Origin of the sequence: Thermosynechococcus sp. HY596 (genome assembly GCF_030518715.1) — a bacterium.
Taxonomy (GTDB): domain Bacteria; phylum Cyanobacteriota; class Cyanobacteriia; order Thermosynechococcales; family Thermosynechococcaceae; genus Thermosynechococcus.
The window spans coordinates 567,552-585,853 of the sequence record NZ_CP130346.1 but is presented as its reverse complement, the minus strand read 5'-3'; the positions used below and the strand labels follow the sequence as shown (position 1 = coordinate 585,853).

Sequence of the window (18,302 nt, the reverse complement as noted above, 5' to 3'; positions counted from 1 at the left end):
AGACGAACTGTCCTACGCCTTTGCCGATTGGCCTATGCAGAATTCATCGTTGCCTTAGCCTTGGGTGCGATCGCGAAACAGGGGTAGGTAATCGCGGCTCTCTGTCCCCAGCCACCGATCCCAAAAGGTGAAATAGAGGCCATAGTTACAGCGAAACTGACTATGGTGCAAACTGTGGTGGGTGGCGCCAATCAACCACTGTCCCAACCAATGCTCGGCAAAGCCACGGGGATAAATCTCTAAATTCAAATGGTTAATCACACTGGAGACCGTCATCAGGCTGAGCTGAATCACGATCGCGTAGGGGTGCAGCGGCACAAGCACAATAATCAGCGGCAGGAAAATGGCCTGTAGGAACGCTTCCCACGGGTGAAATGAAAAGGCCGTCCAGGGCGAGGCCACAATGCTATGGTGATGCACCCGATGGACACGGCGATAAATTTTCGGTTGGTGCATCCAGCGATGGAGCCAATAGTAATAGGTTTCGTGAAGCAGCAGCACAAGGCCAATGCTCAAGGGAAAGTAAATGTAGTCCCAAAGGGAATTTAACTCTAGATAAACCGCTGTCCAGCCCCGCTGCCACATCACTGCGGCGATCGCCCCCGCCAACGCAAAAATAGCCGCTGTCACCAACGACCAGCCAAACTCCTGCCAAAACTGCCCCCGCTGGTAGGGGCGCAAATTGACCCGCCGTTTCCTCAGGGGCGTCCAGCGAGCCACCACATATACAAGCGAAAAAAAGCCGGCCACCAGCACGAGGCGGCTGACCACCATCAAAAACATGACCCCAACCATAATGCCAAAGAGGCGGGGGTCACTGAGGTTGTAGGGAATCATGCAAACAAGTGCTAAATGCGTCCCCTAGACCCAGCCCAACCAGTGGAGCAAGCCCTCTCCTGTCCAATATTCCCATAACAAAAGCGCCACAAGACCAACCATAGCAGCACGACCATTGATCCGCTCAGCAAAAGTATTAAAGCCGTACTTGGGGGTTTCCAGTTTTGGGGTGCGGCTTGGCTCCGTGGGAGTGGCCATGGATTACTCCTGCTCGTCTTCGTTTTCTTCTTCAGCTTCAGGGAAGTAGAAGCCTTGGGCGCGCTCGGTCAAAATAGACTTGCCAATGGAAAGGGCACGTTGCGCTTGAAGGGCAGCTTGGCGCTTCCAGACCGCACGGCGCATACTGCGCTTGGACTTCGAGGTTTTTTTCTTGGGGCAGGCCATGATGATCCCTAGGACTAACTTTCGCAATCTACTAGTATATCCCAAACGCTTCCCTAGGGCAACCACCAATCCCCCCTATGGAGGGCAATGTTCCTCTTTTTGCCCAAAAAACTATCACAGAGGGACACCACCCTTGTAATATCAGTAAGGGAATACTGAACCACCCCATCAGGGGATGTCCACTTCTACGAGCAAAGGGAATCGTCAGCTATGAGCAGTAAGCCAGACCGTGTGGTTCTCATCGGCGTTGCTGGAGACTCCGGCTGTGGTAAATCAACGTTTTTGCGCCGACTGGCCGATCTGTTTGGCGAAGAGTTTATGACTGTGATTTGCTTGGATGACTATCACAGTCTGGATCGCAAGCAGCGGAAAGAAACGGGGATTACGGCTCTTGATCCCCGCGCCAACAACTTTGATCTGATGTATGAGCAGATCAAGGCTCTCAAAAATGGCGAATCAATCATGAAACCCATCTACAACCACGAAACGGGGACGATTGATCCGCCAGAGAGGGTTGATCCCAACCACGTGATTGTGATTGAAGGGCTGCATCCCCTTTACGATGAACGGGTGCGATCGCTGATTGACTTTAGTGTCTATCTCGACATCAGCGACGATGTAAAAATTGCTTGGAAGATCAAGCGCGACATGGCCGAGCGGGGTCACAGCTACGAAGACGTGATTGCCTCGATCAATGCCCGTCGCCCCGACTTCATGGCCTATATCGATCCCCAAAAGCAGTACGCTGACGTGGTCTTGCAAATTCTGCCGACCCAGTTGGTCAAAGAGGAAAAAGTCGGCAATATCCTGCGGGTACGGATGCTGCAACGGGAAGGCATCCCTGGCTTTGAGCCAGTCTATCTTTTTGATGAAGGCTCCACAATTACTTGGATTCCCTGCGGTCGTAAGCTCACCTGCTCTTATCCGGGCATCCGCCTCAGCTATGGCCCCGATGAATACTATGGTCACCCCGTTTCGGTGTTAGAAGTGGACGGTCGCTTTGAAAAACTCGATGAACTGATCTACATCGAAAGTCACCTGAGCAATACCTCCACCAAGCACTATGGTGAAATGACGGAACTGCTGCTGAAGCACCGTGACTATCCGGGTTCCGATAATGGTTCGGGTCTGTTCCAAGTGCTGACGGGGCTGAAAATGCGGGCGACCTATGAGCGCTTGACCTCGCGGGATGTGGCCACTGTCACCAACCGCTAATTTGGCCTGCCACATTGAGGGCACTGATGCAACCGCACCATCGATCGCTATGGTCATCGTTTTTGGTCTTTATCCTCTGCTGGTGGGTTCTAACCTGTGGCCAGCCAGCCTTCGCTGCCGATAGCGATGACCTGATCTTTGTCCCCCGCCAAGCCCAGAGTGTCCTCAAGCTCGATCAACGTCCCAGTAGCGATCCGCTGCGCTTTTTTTGGGAGCGTTTTTGGACATCCCAACTGGCTGATTGGGGCTGGTCGTGGTCTGAGGTCAGTACTTGGGTAGGAGAGGGGGTGACGGTTGCCCAGTTCCCCTGTTCTGAAGTGTGTCCATCCCCGCGGCAGTTGTGGATTCTGCCCCTGAAGCGCCCAGACGCAGCAACGGCTTTCTTAGAGACCTACTGGCAGAGCCATCCTTTTGAGGCGCAAGTCTATCAAAATATCCCCCTCCAAGTGGGTAAGGACTTCGTGACGGCACGGCTGGGCGATCGCCTGCTCCTCGCTGCCGATGTGGAGACCATGATCGCTAGCTTGGGGTCAGCGGTGACTGGGGATGGCAATCTGGCGGGTTTGAGTTTTTATCAAGCGGCGCGACCTCAATTAGACACTCAACCTACGGCCCTCTACTATGTCAACCTGCAATCCCTAAGTCGTGAGGATCGCGAACTGGCACCCACCTACGATCGCCTGCTATTGGCCGTGAAGGCGCAAAACAACGAGCTGCATCTGGAAACGCTGCTGCACCGCACCAGTGATCCGACATTGGCGGCTGATCCCCTTGACCTTGAGTTCCTCCGTGCCCAAGAACCGATGCCGACGGTGGTGGTTGCGGGTTCCCACTTGCCAGAGGGCTATAGCCAACTCACCGAGGCTTTGGCAGACTACCGCTTTGGCAGAACGCCCCAAGGGGATGAGATTGCCAGCCAACTGCTGCGGGATTTGACGGCAGAGATACCGCTGGACGTGACGAGGCAAATTTTTCCCTTGGCCAGCGATCGCTTTAGCCTTGCCCTTTGGCGCCAAGGCGATGAACAGTGGCAATGGTGGTGGCAGACGCGCAATACCCCAGAGGCGGCAACTGTGCTGCAACAATTGGATGATCTTGCCCGGGCCAATGGCTATGCGGTGAATCGCTTGGTCTTGAATAAAGAACCCGTCACTGCTTGGGTGAAATTAATTCTTGACCCGCAGACCAGTGAAGGCTTGGTCTCTGATGTGGCCGCGGCCTATGAGCAACGGGGCGATCGCCTGATCTTGGCATCCTCCCTATCGGTACTGTCCCCTAGCCAGCATAAAAACGTGTCTTGGCTGCCGGAGAACCTCCTGCGACAGCGGCAAGGGATTCGTGGGCTGGTCTATGCCCGTTGGCCACAGCTATTTGCTCCCTTGAGCCAGCGTTGGCCGCTACTTCAGTATCTCAATGGCATTAGTGCTGGTTGGCTGGAACGTCTGCAAAGCATGACTTTGGTGAATTATGGCGTGCGCGATCGCTTGCAACACCTAGAACTGATTCTCAGCAGCAAAAAAGATTAGAACTGTTAATAAATCCTTAATACGCCTGTTATCAATTGTTGTACTGCCCTAGCTCAGGATTGGGTAAAGTAGGGAGTATTATGTTTGCAGACTGGGGTAAATATGACATCAGTCCTCGATGCGACCAATCGCGATCGCTTGATTGAAAGTGAAAGTTTAGCAGCTCGCACCCTACAGGCACGTTTGCGACTGGTGGAAGAGGTCTTGGTAGATGTCTTGGCGGCAGAATCGGGTCAGGAATTAGTTGATCTACTGCGGCGCTTGGGTGCCCTCTCTTCGCCGGAAGGTCATGCCCTCCATGCCCCAGAGGGAGAACTCCTGAAGGTCATTGAGTCCCTAGAACTGAATCAAGCGATTCGCGCTGCCCGTGCCTTTAACCTGTACTTTCAAATTATCAACATTGTCGAGCAGCACTACGAGCAACAATATAATCGCGAACGAGCTGCCCAAGAGGGATTGCAACGCCGCAGTGTCATGAGTGAACCGATTTCCGGTGTCAGTGGTGAAGGCTTTCCCTTGCCCCATAATGCTGCCAATGCAACGGACGTGCGCAGTGGGCCGAGTGAACGCCTAGAGCATAGTCTCTACGAAGCCATTCCGGCCACTCAGCAGTATGGTTCTTTTGCTTGGCTTTTTCCGTGGCTGCATACACTGAATGTACCGCCGCGCCATATTCAAAAGCTGCTGGATCAACTCGACATTAAGCTGGTTTTTACCGCTCACCCGACGGAAATTGTGCGGCAAACGATTCGCGATAAGCAGCGGCGGGTTGCCCGCTTACTCGAGCAACTGGATGTGCTAGAGGGGGCTTCTCCGCACCTGACAGACTGGAATGTCCAAACCCTGCGGGCACAACTGATGGAAGAAATTCGCCTCTGGTGGCGCACCGATGAATTGCACCAATTTAAGCCCGAAGTGCTCGATGAGGTGGAATACACGCTCCACTACTTCAAAGAGGTCATTTTTGCCGTCATTCCCAAGCTCTATCGCCGCCTTGAGCAATCGCTCCATGAAACATTTCCCTATTTGCAGCCCCCGCGGCACAATTTCTGTCGCTTTGGCTCTTGGGTGGGGGGCGATCGCGATGGCAATCCCTACGTGACACCGGAAGTGACGTGGCAAACCGCCTGCTATCAGCGCAACTTAGTTCTTGAGGAGTACATTAAATCCGTTGAGCGGTTGATTAATCTGCTGAGCTTGTCCCTGCACTGGTGTGATGTGCTGCCGGATTTACTGGATTCCCTTGAGCAGGATCAACGGCAACTCCCTAGCGTCTATGACCAGTATGCGGTGCGCTATCGGCAGGAACCCTACCGTCTGAAACTCACCTATGTGCTCAAACGGCTGCAAAATACCCGCGATCGCAACCGAGCGCTGCAAACCTACTGCATTCGCCGCAATGATGCGGAAGAGCTAAATAATGGACAGTTTTACCGCCACGGTCAAGAATTCTTGGCAGAGCTGCTGCTGATTCAGCGTAACCTGAAGGAAACGGGACTGGCCTGCCGCGAACTGGATGATTTGATTTGCCAAGTGGAGGTTTTTGGCTTTAATTTGGCAGCCTTGGATATTCGCCAAGAAAGCACCTGTCACGCTGAGGCGCTTAATGAAATTACCGCCTATTTGGGCATTCTCCCCTGTCCCTATACGGAATTGTCGGAAACGGAGCGCACTCGCTGGCTCCTCAGTGAACTTTCCACCCGTCGCCCCTTGATTCCGGGGGAACTCCCCTTTAGCGATCGCACCAATGAAATCATTGAAACGTTCCGTATGGTGCGACAACTCCAACAAGAGTTTGGCACGGATTTGTGCAATACCTACATCATCAGCATGAGCCACGAGGTCAGTGATCTCTTGGAGGTGCTGCTCTTTGCCAAGGAGGCTGGACTGTTTGATCCCGCCACAGGCACCAGTACCCTACAGGCGATTCCCCTCTTTGAGACGGTTGAAGACCTCAAACACGCCCCCGCAGTGCTGACGGAACTCTTTTCTTTGCCCTTTTGCCATAGCTATTTGGGCAGCCACAGTACCCCCTTTCTGCAAGAGGTGATGCTGGGCTATTCCGACAGCAACAAAGATTCGGGCTTCCTCAGTAGCAACTGGGAAATTTATAAGGCACAACAACGGCTCCAAAAAATTGCTGAAAACTTTGGCTTCCAACTGCGGATTTTCCACGGCCGGGGTGGCTCTGTGGGACGGGGGGGTGGGCCTGCCTACGCAGCCATTTTGGCACAGCCAGAGCAAACGATCAAAGGACGAATCAAGATTACTGAGCAGGGCGAGGTGTTGGCCTCTAAATACTCATTGCCGGAATTGGCGCTCTTTAACCTCGAAACAGTGGCCACAGCCGTGATTCAGGCGAGTTTGCTGCGCAGTAGTATTGATGAAATTGAGCCTTGGCACGAGATTATGGAGGAGCTGGCCACGCGATCGCGCCAATGCTATCGCCATCTCATCTATGAGCAGCCAGAATTCATTGAATTCTTTAACGAAGTTACTCCGATTCAAGAAATTAGCCAACTGCAAATTAGCTCCCGACCCACGCGGCGGGGAGGTAAGAAAACCCTTGAGAGTTTGCGGGCAATTCCTTGGGTCTTTAGTTGGACGCAAACCCGTTTCCTGCTGCCGGCTTGGTATGGTGTGGGCACTGCCCTGAAGGAATTCCTTGAGGAAAAACCCGCTGAGCATCTCTCCCTGTTGCGCTACTTTTACTACAAATGGCCCTTCTTCCGCATGGTGATCTCCAAAGTTGAGATGACCCTTGCCAAAGTGGATCTAGAGATTGCCCGCTACTATGTCCAAGAACTCAGCCAACCCCAAAACCGTGAAGCCTTTTTCCGCCTCTACGATCAGATTGCTCAGGAACATCGCCTGACCACGGAACTGGTGCTCACGATTACTGGCCATGAGCGGCTACTCGATGGGGATCCGGCGCTCCAGCGATCGGTGCAACTGCGCAATCGCACCATTGTTCCCTTGGGGTTCCTGCAAGTATCTCTCCTGAAACGGCTACGCCAGCACAACAGCCAAACCACCTCTGGGGCGATTCTCCGCTCCCGCTATGGCCGGGGTGAGTTGCTGCGGGGCGCTCTCTTGACGATCAATGGTGTGGCGGCAGGTATGCGCAATACGGGCTAAACAATCATGAACCCCACGACCCGCACATTAACACCATCCCCGCTGCACTTCCGCATTGAGGACTATCACCGTTTAGCTGAACTCGGCTTTTTGGGCGAGGATGATCCCATCGAATTAGTGCGGGGGGAACTGATTAAGATGGCGGCTAAGGGGACAGCCCACGAAACCTGTATCACCCGACTCCTGCGGGTCTTAATGCCAATGGTGGGTGAGCGGGCAACCCTACGCTGTCAATCGCCGATTGTAATTGCAGATCACAGTGAACCTGAGCCAGACATTACCCTTGTCGACAATCGGGAGGATGATTACGCCACGGCGCATCCGACAGCAGCGGCAGTGCAATTGCTAATTGAGGTGGCGGACTCTTCCCTAGAGTACGATCGCACTGTGAAATTGATGCTCTATGCTGAGGCAGGGATTCCCCACTACTGGCTTTTTAACTTGGTGGATCGCACTCTCGAAGCCTATAGTGAACCAGCGCAAATTACACCGACAACCTTTGGGTATTTGAATCGGCGAATTGTGCCCGCGACGGGAGCGATCGCTCTGCCGATCACTGAACAACAGCTCCCCTTGAGTCGTATTTTCCCCTAGACTTCTGCAAAAACCTTAACAGTCGCTGTTTTGGGAAAGACCCTTGATATAATCGCAACGATTCTCTTATTGACGACGCTATGAGCCACTGGCAACGGATTACGGGTGGTGTGACTGCCGCCAAAGGCTATCGAGCTGCGGGCATTGCGGCAGGACTCAAAGCTTCAGGGGCACTGGATTTGGCCTTGATTGTTTCCGATGTGCCGGCGATCGCCGCTGGGGTATTTACGACGAACCACATGTGTGCGGCACCTGTCACCTACTGTCGTCAGCGGTTACAAACGAAGGGAGCGGCGCAGGCGATTTTGTGTAATTCGGGTCAGGCCAATGCGGCTACGGGAGAACAGGGCTGGCAGGCGGTTTTAGCCCAAGCGGATATGGTGGCAACGGCCTTGGGGGTGAGTCCAGAGATGGTGCTCGTGGCTTCGACGGGGGTCATTGGTCAACCCATTCCCCTTGAAAAGATGCGCCAAGCGCTGCCAACGCTAACGGCAAACTTGAGTGATGGCGGTGGAGAGGCGGCTGCCCGAGCCATTCTAACCACAGACTTGGTGCCCAAGCAAATTGCCCTCGAAGCCGAGTGGGAGGGGCAGCCCATTCGCATTGGTGGCATGGCCAAGGGGTCAGGGATGATTCACCCGAATATGGCAACGATGCTGGCCTTTATTACCTGCGATGCTGCTGTGTCGCCCCATCTGTGGCAGGAGATGCTCCAACGCGCCTGCGATCGCTCCTTCAATCAAATTACCGTTGATGGTGATACCAGCACCAATGACAGTGTGATTGCTTTGGCCAATGGACAATCGCGTACCCCTGCGATTACGGAGCCGGGCGCAGTGGCCAGCCGCCTTGAGGAAATGTTAACGGCGGTCTGTGTCCATTTAGCGAAGGCGATCGCCCGTGATGGCGAGGGGGCGACCTGTCTCATTGAAGTTCAGGTGAGTGGTGCTAGTGATGATGCCGCTGCCCGTCAAGTGGCCAGAACCATTGCGGGTTCAATGCTCGTCAAATCAGCCATCTATGGACGGGATCCCAACTGGGGACGCATTGCCGCCGCTGCTGGCCGCGCTGGGGTGCCCTTTGATGCCAGTAATCTGGCCATTTCCCTTGGGGGGATTGCCATGATGCGCCACGGTCAACCCTTACCCTTCGATCGCGCCGCTGCCAATGCCTACTTAGTCAATCAAGCCGCCGCTAGTAGCGATCCCAGTGGCCAGCAGTCCCTCGACCATCCGGTGGTGATTGAAGTCAGTATTGGTCATGGCAGTGGTCGAGGTGTCGCTTGGGGCTGTGATCTCAGCTATGATTACGTTAAAATTAATGCCGAGTACACCACCTAGTCCTACAGCTCGGCAACGAACACAGGGGTGTCCCCACGCCGCCGGCCTTAATGAAAATTTTAATTGTTGAAGACGATCAAACCATCGCCAACTTAATTGCCGAATCCCTGGCCCATCAGCGCTACACCCCTGAAGTGGTACATGATGCCGAATCAGCTCTTGAGTATTTAGAGGCCACTGCCTTTGACCTACTGATTTTAGATCTAGGCTTACCGCGCATGGACGGCCTAAGACTGTGCCAAATCCTTCGCCAGAGAGCCTACCAGCTGCCTATTTTGATCCTAACGGCTCGAGACACCAGTACTGACAAAGTCATGGGTCTTGATGCCGGCGCCGATGACTACCTAGTCAAGCCCTTTGATCTGGCCGAACTGTTGGCTAGGGTGCGTGCCCTACTGAGGCGTCAGTCGCTACCATTTTCCTCTGTCCTTAGGTGGGGCGCCCTCACCCTATATCTAGACAAAGCCAAAGTCACCTATAACAACCAAGAGCTCCAGCTGACCCCCAAAGAGTATGCCATTTTGGAGGTGTTGTTGCGTAACGGCAGTCGCATCCTTAGCCGCTCAGCAATTATCGATCATGCGTGGTCATTGGAGGAAGTGCCAGGGGAAGAAGCCGTTAAAGTACACTTAAAGAGACTGCGGCACAAACTGAACGCAGGCGGGGCTCCTCCTAATTTTATTGAAACTGTCTATGGTTTTGGCTATCGGCTTAATCCCAACTTTGAATCGCCGAGTTAGTAATCTGCGGCATCGCCTATTTTTTATATACTTTTTGGTGATTACTGGAATTTTATCTATCTCTTCATTCTCAATTTACTCTCTGATTGTTTATCACCGCTACAATCAACTCGACGATCATCTAAAAGAAGTAGGCACCCAGTCTGCAAGTATCTTGGAAATCCTGCAGCACGAGTATGAAGAGTTAAAGAAAGAACCAAAATACAAAGGGTATGTTCCTAAAAATGTTTCAGGAGACTTGCAACCAATTACAGTTTCTCAATTAATGGGCAAGTATTATTTTGAGTCTGTCTATGAAGTCATGACAAACTTCCCCAGTCATTTTTCTCAGAGTGTTCAATGGTATGACAAGGATAGGAAATTAATTGTTTATGAAGGCAGAAAGATGGATCAAGTGAGTATACCGAATCATCTTTCTGACGCTGGAACAATTGTCAAAGAAGATCAATATCGCTATTTCTTTCTGCCGGTATATGCCAGAGCAAACAAAATGGAGCCTCATCGCCAAGCCATTGGCTATGTCTGTGTCATAGAATCAACCACTGAGTTAGATCGGGAGCTAGAATACTTAAAATCTATCTTTCTATTGAATATTCTCGGCATTAGTATTATTACCCTTTTGGCAGCATTTTGGTTAACTAATCAAAGTCTTCAACCGATTCTCATTTCACTCAATCAATTGAAACAATTCACTGCAGATGCTTCCCATCAATTGCGACATCCCCTAACGGCAATTCAATCTTCGATTTCCTTGCTAGAGCAATACTCCAAGAATCTTGAACCATCCCAATCAAATAAATTCAAAGTAATTTTATCCGCCTGTTACCAGATGAATACCTTGATCAATCAGCTATTGCTCCTAGCGCGTATGGATCATCATAAACTTGATCAGAGTCAATGGGTCAATGTTGACTTGGATGAGCTATTGGAGTCACTCGTTGAGCTACAGCAGGATCGCGCTAAGAAAAAACAGATTCATCTGACTTATCACTGTGATACCAATGTCTATGTCTATGGCAATCCTGAACAAATTTATGAGATTTTTAGCAATCTTTTAGATAATGCGCTTCACTATACCCCTAGCCATGGTGCTGTAACCATTGATCTCAGAAAAAGGGGCGTGTTTGCGATTGTTGAGGTTCAGGATACTGGCATCGGTATTCCTCCCCAAGACATCTGCCGAGTGTTTGATCGCTTTTGGCGTTCTCAGGAGGCACAGTTGTACCATGCCCAAGGCTCAGGGCTAGGTTTAGCAGTGGTGAAGGCGCTTGTTGAGCACTATGGGGGCACGGTAGACGTCCAGAGTCAGCGGCATCAGGGAACCACCTTTACAGTCAAGCTCCCCGCCCGCTCCTAAGTACAGCAACCTTCCCTAGATTGTTACTTTTCTTGAGCACAATCATGGGGTAAAAGCCCATTGAACAAGGAGCAACCTATGAATAGTTACGGTTCAAAAGCCCTCTGCCTATTTGTCTCCCTAGGCTTGGCAAGCACAATGGCGAGTTGCAGCAATCCCAGTGCCGGTACTGAAGAGGGAGGGGTGTCCTATGAGTTCCCAGCGCCGGCTGCCAGTGCTTCTGCTGTCGCTGCTACGAAAAACCGAACCATTGGCTCCAGCATTTACCTGATGGCCGAAGGAGGTGAATGGGGCGAAGGCGAGGAAGGTGGAGAGGGTCGTTATCGACGCCGACGCTGGTGGTCCTATTCCCATTCGTAAAGTTAAAGCAGGAAGAAGGAATCTACAGCCTTCAGGCCGGGGAGGAGGTCAACCTTGTTTTTCCTCCCCCCAAGTTGCTGTCTTTATGGGTCAGCCCCTAGGAAAGCGAGCCAATGCTACTGCAAGTCCATCAAGTCTTAACCTCTGAAGAACTGCATCGCCTAAATGCCATCCTTGAGGCAGGGGTCTTTGTAGATGGCAAATTGACTGCCGGGCTCTATGCAAGAACGGTTAAAGACAATCAACAATTGGCGCAAGACAGTGAGGCGTATGCGCTGGCTTCAGGAATCGTGCTTGCAGCCTTAACAAGAAATCATCTCTTCCAAGCCTATGTACAACCTAAGGTCATCCGTCCCATCCTTTTTAGCCGCTACGAACCCGGCATGGTCTATGGCACCCATATGGATAATGCCCTAATGGGTAGCGGTGAGCAGTTGAGTCGCTCTGATGTGTCCCTCACCCTCTTTCTGAGTGATCCTTGTACCTATGAAGGGGGAGCCTTGGTTCTCGATACCAGTTTGGGCGAACAGTCCTTTAGGTTGCCTGCGGGCTCAATGATTGCGTATCCAGCCATCTTTTTGCATCGAGTGGAACCAGTGAGTCAGGGTGTTCGCCTTGTAGCAGTCACATGGGTGCAAAGTTTAATTCGCGATCCCTTGGAACGAGAACTGCTGTTTGAACTGGATACTGTTCGTCGCAGCATTTTTGAAAAACAGGGGAAAGCCATTGAGTTTGACCTGCTCTGCAAGGTGCACGCCAATTTACTGCGCAAATGGGCAGATATTTAAGCCAAGGTATTCCTTTCAGTCATCTACTGAGTTGAATGGGGACGGGCGAGAATGAAAATACGTCAACTGCATCGTCAAGTCGCGATCGCGCTGTGGCTGCCCTTGGGGTTAACGATGTGGACAGGCTTGGCCTATCGGTTGGGTCGCAGTTGGTTAGGACTATCCAAAGACTTTGGCAAATTGATGATGACAATCCACACGGGCACCTTTTTGGGGGAGTCCTTCAGTTTGCTCTATGTGCTCTGCTTGGGGTTAGGGGTGGTCGTACTGACCGTCAGTGGTTTTAGGTTAATCAATCCCAGACGACTCAAGCAGTACCGCAGGCTGGCTCAGCCAAGTAGCACCCTGAGACTCATCCATCAGTATGGAGCTACTGTTGTCTTGCTGCCGCTTTTGGTGAGTGCCATCACAGGAGTTGCTTACCACTTGAGTCAACAGTGGCTGCATTTGCCAAAACAGCAGCTGGCTGTCTTACTCCAGATCCATGAAGGAGCCTATTTGGGTGTTGCCTTCAAGCCTCTCTACATCTTGGCGCTCAGTGGCGTCTTGCTCCTGATGTTTTTAACGGGCTGGAAAATGCGCGGTAAGCGCTTCGGGTGATCTCGCCAGCAGCACCGCCTAGATGGTGGGGATCGCTTACTCAGATTCCTAAGAACCTTCTGCCCTTGGTTGGCCTCTTGACCATAGCTGCTTCAGTACAAGGGAGCTTTGATTGCCAACTACGACGACTCCATTGAGGGCACAATCGGTGCTGAACAGAGGCTCGAAATTTTTGGACGATCAACAGCGAGTCTTCTAAAACAGGTTTCCAATTGAAATAAATTTGCAATAATAAATAGGGGAGCACGACAGTGTTCACAGGCTCCCCAATCCTGCCGATCGCCCCAGAACATCCTAGGAGAACGCCAGCAAAAATTTACGAGGATGTTATCGATGGCAACAATTGGCTTATTTTATGGAACCCAAACTGGCAACACCCAGATGATTGCAGAGAAAATCCAGTCCGCCTTTGCCAATGCTGCGGTGGTAGAACTGCATGATATAGCATCAGCAAGTCCCTCTGACTTTGAAGCCTACGATCGTCTGATTATCGGCTGTCCAACGTGGAATGTGGGCGAACTTCAAGCCGACTGGGAGGGCTTTTACGAGGAGCTAGACAGCATTGATTTCACTGGCAAAAAAGTGGCCTACTTTGGCGCAGGAGATCAAGTGGGCTATGCTGACAACTTTGGCGATGCCATTGGTATTCTTGAGGCAAAAATCAGTGAACGGGGTGGTGAGACGGTAGGATACTGGTCGATGGCGGGGTATGAATTCAATGCCTCCCAAGCGCTGCGGGGAGATCGGTTTGTGGGTCTACTCATTGATGAAGACAACCAGTCCGATCTTACGGATCAACGCGTTCAGCAGTGGGTCGCACAACTCAAGCAAGAGTTTGGTCTCTAGATGGTTTTGGGGCAACTCAGTGAATGCGGGGTTGCCTCTCTTTTGAATTTTGATAATAGTAATCATTCCGTTTTTGGGTATGGGAATGATGTCCGTCCCCCTCTACACACCTATTGATCCAGCCACAACTGTGGCGAAAGCCTACCCAGCTTTTGAGCTAGGCCGCAACGCATCCCTCGTGCTGCGGGAGCGTGTTTGGCTGATTGAAACAGGGATTATTGAGATCAACCTCGTCGACAGCGACGGCAACCTCTGTTTTATTGGGTTAGGGACGGCGGGAATGGCCGTTTGTGGCTCCCCTGATCTTTGCTATGAAATACAGGCGCTGAGCCCAAGTCGCCTCCTCTCATTTACGGCCGCTGAGGTACACGCATCTGCCCACTTGCCACGCCTCATTTGCGAGGGGCAACAGTATCGGCAGTACTACAGTGATCTGTTACTGAAGGCCGGTCATTATCCCACTGCTGTGCAGCGATTGTATGAAGTTTTAGTGGTTTTGGGGCAAATGATTGGGGTCAGCACCCCCGCGGGTGTTCGCCTCCCTGTGCGGTTCACCCATGCCCAACTGTCCCGCTACACAGGCATTACTCGGGTGACCGTAACCCGCTTACTCCACCACCTTCGTCAGCAACAGCGGCTCTGGTGGGGGCGCGATCGCCACCTGATTCTTCTTGGCCAAGATTCATGCTGCCCAAAGAACAGGGGTTAGTGTAGCTTAGCCAAGAGCGCTTCTTCAATTTCCTGCCGCAGGGGGTCTGGCTCAATCTCCACCAGTTGCTCAAGGGCAAAGGCCTTCACCAGTAAATCCCGCGCTTGGCGCTCATCAAGGCCACGACTGCGCAGATAGAAGATATCCTCTGCCGCCAGTTGACTGACAGTGGCACCGTGGGAGCACTTGACGTTATCAGCCACAATTTCTAGTTGGGGCTTGGTATCCACGCGGGCTTTGTCCGAAAGCAGCAGGGTGCGGTTCAGTTGACTGGCATCGGTTAGTTGGGCAACCTGTGGCACAACAATACGGCCATTAAAAATGCCGTGGGCGCGATCGCCAAGAATGCACTTGTGAATCTGTTCACTGCCGCTATGGGGAGCATTAAAGAACACTGCCGAGTGGGTGTCCATAATTTGGCTATCCATGGCGATCGCCAGTCCCTTCAGGATTGTCTGGCTGCCACTGCCTTGGATCTGCACCTGCCAATTGTGGCGGCTCAAGCATCCCCCCAAATCAACGGCGTGCCCCTCGTAGTCACTGTCTTGGGCTTGGCACACCGCTGTACAGCCAATGTGAATCGCCGTTGGTGATTGGTGTTGAATCCGCACATGGCGCAGGCGGGCACTGGCTCCTAGGGAGAGTTCCGTGACACTGTTGGTGAACTGTTGATCGCCCGTGAGGGACAAAAAGCGTTCAATCAGGGTAGCTTGACCGTGGGCAGCAACTTGAACTGTCAGACGCGGTGACACCACACTCTGCTGCTGCCGACTACTGACACAGAACACCTCCACCGGTTCAGGGAGAGTCCCCGATAGACGCAGACAAACCCGATCCGCAAGCATGGCGGCATTGAGATCACTAAAGACCTCTGGGGGCGCGATCGCTGGCAGGGAAGGGGGCAATAGCTCAACCCCAGCGGCATTCACACGGGAGAGTTCTCCGCAAAAATAGCCATCAATCAGAACAATTTGGGCAACGGTTGGAAAGCTGCGCTCACACAGCAGATGCCGCACTTCGGCAACAATTTCTGGATTGAGGGGGGCAATGGGGGCTTGGAAGGATCGCGTCCGTAAAGCCGATAAATCCGTAAAGCGCCAATCCTCATCGCGGGGGGTGGGCAAGGTTTGCTCATGGAGGCGATCGCGGGCTGCTTGGCGGAGTGCTTCTAACTCAGCATGGCGCGGGGGCGGTGCGCAGTTCAATAGATCATTGAGTTCATTGGCGCGACTGGCCTTGGGCAGATCCGCTTGATCGGAATTGGCGTTGACTGTAATGGTCATGATACAGCCCCCTCCTCTTCGCGAACCCAGTCATAGCCCCGTGCTTCCAGTTCTAGCGCCAGTTCCTTCGAGCCAGTGAGGATAATCCGTCCCCCCTCCATCACATGGACATAGTCGGGCACGATGTAGTCCAGCAGCCGTTGATAGTGGGTAATCAGCAGAATGCAGTTATCAGGACGAGTCAGTTGGTTGACCCCATTGGCAACAATGCGCAGGGCATCAATATCAAGCCCAGAGTCGGTTTCATCGAGAATGGCTAGAGTCGGCTCCAGCAGAGCCATTTGCAAAATTTCATTGCGCTTTTTCTCGCCGCCAGAGAAACCCTCATTCACCCCGCGATTGAGGAAGCCTTCATCCAACTTCACCAGTTCAATTTTCTGTCGCACGAGATCATCAAAGTCAAAGGCATCCAGTTCCTCGAGACCTTGATGCTTGCGCTTGGCGTTGTAGGCCACCCGCAAAAAGTCGAGATTGCTCACCCCCGGAATTTCAAGGGGGTATTGAAACGCCAAAAAGACGCCTTCGCGAGCACGTTCCTCTGGGGGCAAGTCCAAGAGATTTTTGCCTTTGTAGAGCACTTTGCCACCAGTTACGGTGTAGTCGGGATGACCCGCGAGAATTTTGGAGAAGGTGCTTTTGCCGGAGCCATTGGGACCCATGATGGCGTGAATTTCCCCAGCGCGAATCGTCAGATTCAGGCCTTTGAGAATGGGGGTGTCCTCCACACTGGCCGTGAGATCACGCACCTCTAAAATGACTTCGCTGTCGGGACGAATCACGCCTTACCTCCCTTGCATCGTTCATAATTTTTTAATGTAGCGCAGCGGGCTGGCGATCGCGATTGAGTTTCTTGGCAGAGGAGTATTGACGACAACAGCACACCGGCACCGCTGTCAAACCATGCCCACAGGAGAAAATCAACCACCTTTTATGACACTCTCAACAACCACCATTCCCGAACTGGAACGCCTCCATCAGCAGGCCAGCCGCTGGCAATCCCTCGCACCGCGAGAGCGCATGGGCTATCTCCAAGCAATGAAAACCCTTGCCCGTCGCCATGCTTCAGAATGGGTGACCTTGGCCTGTCAAATCAAAGGCATTGATCCCCAAGGGGTTTGGGCAGGGGAAGAGTGGACAACAGGTCCTTTGGGACTCATCCTCAAGCTGGATCACTATCTCTATGCCCTGCGTCACGAAGCCGCCCCCCCAGTGCCCCGCTGGCGAACCGCCCCCACCGGTCAGGCGATCGCTGACATTCTGCCGCGCAATTGGCAAGAGCGTTTACTTTGGTTTGGGGTGAAAGCCGAAGTTTGGCTCCAACCCGATCAACCCCCAAGTCAGGGCAGTGCCCACCGTAACCCACCGCCGCCGGGGGTCGTTGTGGTGCTGGGGGCGGGCAATATCACATCATTGTGCTTGGCGGATGCCCTCTATCAACTGGTGGCGGCCAATCGAGTGGCACTACTGAAGATGAATCCCCTCTTGGCGCCCTTGACGGAGTGTTTTCGCAAGATTTGTGCGCCCTTAATTGAGGCGGGTTTCCTTGAGATTGTTGAAGGAGATGCCGCCCTAGGGGAAGCCCTCTGCCATCATCCATTGACGCAGCACATTCACATTACCGGTTCCCACCACACCTACAATCGCCTTGTTTGGGGAGAAACGGCGGCCGAGCAGGCCATTCGCAAAGCTCGCCAACAACGGAAGCTAACCAAACCCGTGACAGCAGAACTGGGAAATGTCACTCCCCTGTTGATCGTTCCCGGCGAATGGACAGCAGCAGAACTGACCTACCAAGCCCGCCAAGTGGCCAGTGCCCTTGTCCATAACGCCAGCTTTAACTGCATTGGGGCGCAAATCCTCGTCACGGCTGCGGGATGGCCGCAGCGAGAGGCATTCCTCAACGCCCTGAAGGCACAACTGCAAGCGATTCCCCCTCGCCCTGCCTATTATCCGGGGGCGATCGCCCGCTATGAGTCGTTTCTGGCGGATTATCCCCAAGCCACGGTGCTGAGTCCCGCTGTCGAAGGCACAATTCCTTGGACCCTGATTGAAGGCCTCACCCCCACGGCCAATCCCCGCATTTTCCAAGAAGAGGTCTTTTGTGGTCTGTTGGCAGAGGTGCAACTGCCCGTTAGCGATGCCGCCGCCTACCTCACCACTGCCGTGCCCTTTGTCAATGAGCGGCTCTGGGGTACCCTCGGCTGTAGTCTAATCGTTGATCCGCGCACTGAGGCCAGCTGTGCAGAAGTGCTGGAACAGGCGATCGCCCAACTGCGCTACGGTTCTATTGCCATTAATGCGTGGGTCTCCTTGGCCTATGGGTTGGGCTGTACGCCTTGGGGGGCCTTTCCCGGACATACACCAGCGGCCATTGGTTCTGGGGTGGGCGTGGTTCACAATAGCTTCCTGTTTGACTATCCCGAAAAAGCCGTGGTGCGTGTTCCCTTCCAGTTACCGGTGACGCCCCCTTGGTTCTATGGCCATCGCAGCCTACCCCAACTGGCGCAGGCGGTCATGGACATTTACGCTGGCGGCAATCCCTTGGGTTGGCTGTCCCTCTTGATGGGGGCGATGCGGGGCTAGGC

At 53.0% G+C, this 18,302-nt stretch carries 18 protein-coding genes; 13 read left to right on the top strand and 5 right to left on the bottom strand.

Annotated features, from left to right (window positions below; genetic code table 11):
- Window positions 1–54: 54 nt before the first annotated feature.
- Genes crtG through QYC28_RS02965 form a run of 3 tightly spaced genes read right to left on the bottom strand, consistent with a single transcriptional unit; the run spans window position 55 to window position 1,221 of the window.
- Window positions 55–837: a 2,2'-beta-hydroxylase CrtG gene (gene crtG, locus QYC28_RS02975; RefSeq protein WP_149818050.1), complete on the bottom strand. Its 783-nt coding sequence runs from the start codon at window positions 835–837 to the stop codon at window positions 55–57.
- Window positions 838–861: 24 nt separating this feature from the next.
- The gene (locus tag QYC28_RS02970) at window positions 862–1,035 is read right to left on the bottom strand and encodes a hypothetical protein (RefSeq protein WP_149818048.1); all 174 of its coding nucleotides are present in this window, start codon (window positions 1,033–1,035) and stop codon (window positions 862–864) included.
- A gap of 3 nt (window positions 1,036–1,038) precedes the next feature.
- Window positions 1,039–1,221, bottom strand: a complete 183-nt coding sequence (locus QYC28_RS02965; RefSeq protein WP_024124949.1) for a 50S ribosomal protein L32 — start codon at window positions 1,219–1,221, stop codon at window positions 1,039–1,041.
- Window positions 1,222–1,431: 210 nt separating this feature from the next.
- On the opposite strand from QYC28_RS02965, the gene QYC28_RS02960 reads away from it, so the two are divergent.
- The 12 genes from QYC28_RS02960 to QYC28_RS02905 all read left to right on the top strand — a co-directional run bounded on the left by QYC28_RS02960 (window position 1,432) and on the right by QYC28_RS02905 (window position 14,434).
- On the top strand, window positions 1,432–2,436 hold the full coding sequence (locus tag QYC28_RS02960; protein ID WP_149818046.1) for a phosphoribulokinase: 1,005 nt from the start codon (window positions 1,432–1,434) through the stop codon (window positions 2,434–2,436).
- A 26-nt stretch (window positions 2,437–2,462) separates the two neighbouring features.
- Window positions 2,463–3,962, top strand: coding sequence for a DUF3352 domain-containing protein (locus QYC28_RS02955; protein ID WP_302679816.1), 1,500 nt, complete (start codon window positions 2,463–2,465; stop codon window positions 3,960–3,962).
- A 102-nt stretch (window positions 3,963–4,064) separates the two neighbouring features.
- Window positions 4,065–7,100 (top strand): phosphoenolpyruvate carboxylase, encoded by a 3,036-nt coding sequence (gene ppc, locus QYC28_RS02950; protein ID WP_302679815.1) that lies wholly within the window; start codon window positions 4,065–4,067, stop codon window positions 7,098–7,100.
- A 6-nt stretch (window positions 7,101–7,106) separates the two neighbouring features.
- Window positions 7,107–7,694 (top strand): Uma2 family endonuclease, encoded by a 588-nt coding sequence (locus tag QYC28_RS02945; RefSeq protein ID WP_149818039.1) that lies wholly within the window; start codon window positions 7,107–7,109, stop codon window positions 7,692–7,694.
- Between the two features lie 80 nt (window positions 7,695–7,774).
- Window positions 7,775–9,034 (top strand): bifunctional glutamate N-acetyltransferase/amino-acid acetyltransferase ArgJ, encoded by a 1,260-nt coding sequence (gene argJ, locus QYC28_RS02940; RefSeq protein WP_302679814.1) that lies wholly within the window; start codon window positions 7,775–7,777, stop codon window positions 9,032–9,034.
- 50 nt (window positions 9,035–9,084) lie between these two features.
- Window positions 9,085–9,774, top strand: a complete 690-nt coding sequence (locus QYC28_RS02935; protein WP_149818035.1) for a response regulator transcription factor — start codon at window positions 9,085–9,087, stop codon at window positions 9,772–9,774.
- The gene (locus QYC28_RS02930) at window positions 9,728–11,131 is read left to right on the top strand and encodes a cell wall metabolism sensor histidine kinase WalK (RefSeq protein WP_302679813.1); all 1,404 of its coding nucleotides are present in this window, start codon (window positions 9,728–9,730) and stop codon (window positions 11,129–11,131) included. Before QYC28_RS02935 ends, QYC28_RS02930 begins: the two co-directional genes overlap by 47 nt.
- A 78-nt stretch (window positions 11,132–11,209) precedes the next feature.
- Window positions 11,210–11,491, top strand: a complete 282-nt coding sequence (locus QYC28_RS02925) for a hypothetical protein (protein ID WP_149818031.1) — start codon at window positions 11,210–11,212, stop codon at window positions 11,489–11,491.
- Window positions 11,492–11,604: 113 nt separating this feature from the next.
- Window positions 11,605–12,279, top strand: a complete 675-nt coding sequence (locus QYC28_RS02920; RefSeq protein WP_302679812.1) for a Fe2+-dependent dioxygenase — start codon at window positions 11,605–11,607, stop codon at window positions 12,277–12,279.
- Window positions 12,280–12,330: 51 nt separating this feature from the next.
- Entirely contained in the window at window positions 12,331–12,879 is a 549-nt protein-coding gene (locus QYC28_RS02915) for a PepSY domain-containing protein (protein ID WP_302679811.1), read from the top strand.
- 333 nt (window positions 12,880–13,212) lie between these two features.
- The gene (gene fldA, locus QYC28_RS02910) at window positions 13,213–13,725 is read left to right on the top strand and encodes a flavodoxin FldA (RefSeq protein WP_149818024.1); all 513 of its coding nucleotides are present in this window, start codon (window positions 13,213–13,215) and stop codon (window positions 13,723–13,725) included.
- A gap of 85 nt (window positions 13,726–13,810) precedes the next feature.
- Window positions 13,811–14,434 carry a Crp/Fnr family transcriptional regulator gene (locus QYC28_RS02905; RefSeq protein ID WP_302679810.1) on the top strand — a complete coding sequence of 208 codons (624 nt, stop codon included), beginning with the start codon at window positions 13,811–13,813 and terminating at the stop codon, window positions 14,432–14,434.
- On the opposite strand, the gene sufD is transcribed toward QYC28_RS02905, so the two are convergent.
- Both sufD and sufC read right to left on the bottom strand, forming a co-directional pair.
- On the bottom strand, window positions 14,431–15,717 hold the full coding sequence (sufD, locus tag QYC28_RS02900) for a Fe-S cluster assembly protein SufD (protein ID WP_302679809.1): 1,287 nt from the start codon (window positions 15,715–15,717) through the stop codon (window positions 14,431–14,433). The genes QYC28_RS02905 and sufD overlap by 4 nt on opposite strands.
- Window positions 15,714–16,496 (bottom strand): Fe-S cluster assembly ATPase SufC, encoded by a 783-nt coding sequence (sufC, locus tag QYC28_RS02895; RefSeq protein ID WP_286649851.1) that lies wholly within the window; start codon window positions 16,494–16,496, stop codon window positions 15,714–15,716. Before sufC ends, sufD begins: the two co-directional genes overlap by 4 nt.
- A gap of 151 nt (window positions 16,497–16,647) precedes the next feature.
- On the opposite strand from sufC, the gene QYC28_RS02890 reads away from it, so the two are divergent.
- On the top strand, window positions 16,648–18,300 hold the full coding sequence (locus QYC28_RS02890; protein WP_302679808.1) for an aldehyde dehydrogenase family protein: 1,653 nt from the start codon (window positions 16,648–16,650) through the stop codon (window positions 18,298–18,300).
- Window positions 18,301–18,302: the final 2 nt, after the last annotated feature.

Excerpts from the sequence above, each read along its gene's own strand:
- argJ (WP_302679814.1), top strand. The coding sequence starts at position 7,775 with ATGAGCCACTGGCAACGGATTACGGGTGGTGTGACTGCCGCCAAAGGC.
- sufD (WP_302679809.1), bottom strand. The coding sequence starts at position 15,717 with ATGACCATTACAGTCAACGCCAATTCCGATCAAGCGGATCTGCCCAAG.
- QYC28_RS02930 (WP_302679813.1), top strand. The coding sequence starts at position 9,728 with ATGGTTTTGGCTATCGGCTTAATCCCAACTTTGAATCGCCGAGTTAGT.
- QYC28_RS02905 (WP_302679810.1), top strand. The coding sequence starts at position 13,811 with ATGATGTCCGTCCCCCTCTACACACCTATTGATCCAGCCACAACTGTG.
- QYC28_RS02925 (WP_149818031.1), top strand. The coding sequence starts at position 11,210 with ATGAATAGTTACGGTTCAAAAGCCCTCTGCCTATTTGTCTCCCTAGGC.
- QYC28_RS02970 (WP_149818048.1), bottom strand. The coding sequence starts at position 1,035 with ATGGCCACTCCCACGGAGCCAAGCCGCACCCCAAAACTGGAAACCCCC.
- fldA (WP_149818024.1), top strand. The coding sequence starts at position 13,213 with ATGGCAACAATTGGCTTATTTTATGGAACCCAAACTGGCAACACCCAG.
- QYC28_RS02890 (WP_302679808.1), top strand. The coding sequence starts at position 16,648 with ATGACACTCTCAACAACCACCATTCCCGAACTGGAACGCCTCCATCAG.
- QYC28_RS02960 (WP_149818046.1), top strand. The coding sequence starts at position 1,432 with ATGAGCAGTAAGCCAGACCGTGTGGTTCTCATCGGCGTTGCTGGAGAC.
- crtG (WP_149818050.1), bottom strand. The coding sequence starts at position 837 with ATGATTCCCTACAACCTCAGTGACCCCCGCCTCTTTGGCATTATGGTT.
- QYC28_RS02915 (WP_302679811.1), top strand. The coding sequence starts at position 12,331 with ATGAAAATACGTCAACTGCATCGTCAAGTCGCGATCGCGCTGTGGCTG.
- QYC28_RS02945 (WP_149818039.1), top strand. The coding sequence starts at position 7,107 with ATGAACCCCACGACCCGCACATTAACACCATCCCCGCTGCACTTCCGC.
- QYC28_RS02920 (WP_302679812.1), top strand. The coding sequence starts at position 11,605 with ATGCTACTGCAAGTCCATCAAGTCTTAACCTCTGAAGAACTGCATCGC.
- QYC28_RS02955 (WP_302679816.1), top strand. The coding sequence starts at position 2,463 with ATGCAACCGCACCATCGATCGCTATGGTCATCGTTTTTGGTCTTTATC.
- QYC28_RS02935 (WP_149818035.1), top strand. The coding sequence starts at position 9,085 with ATGAAAATTTTAATTGTTGAAGACGATCAAACCATCGCCAACTTAATT.
- QYC28_RS02965 (WP_024124949.1), bottom strand. The coding sequence starts at position 1,221 with ATGGCCTGCCCCAAGAAAAAAACCTCGAAGTCCAAGCGCAGTATGCGC.
- ppc (WP_302679815.1), top strand. The coding sequence starts at position 4,065 with ATGACATCAGTCCTCGATGCGACCAATCGCGATCGCTTGATTGAAAGT.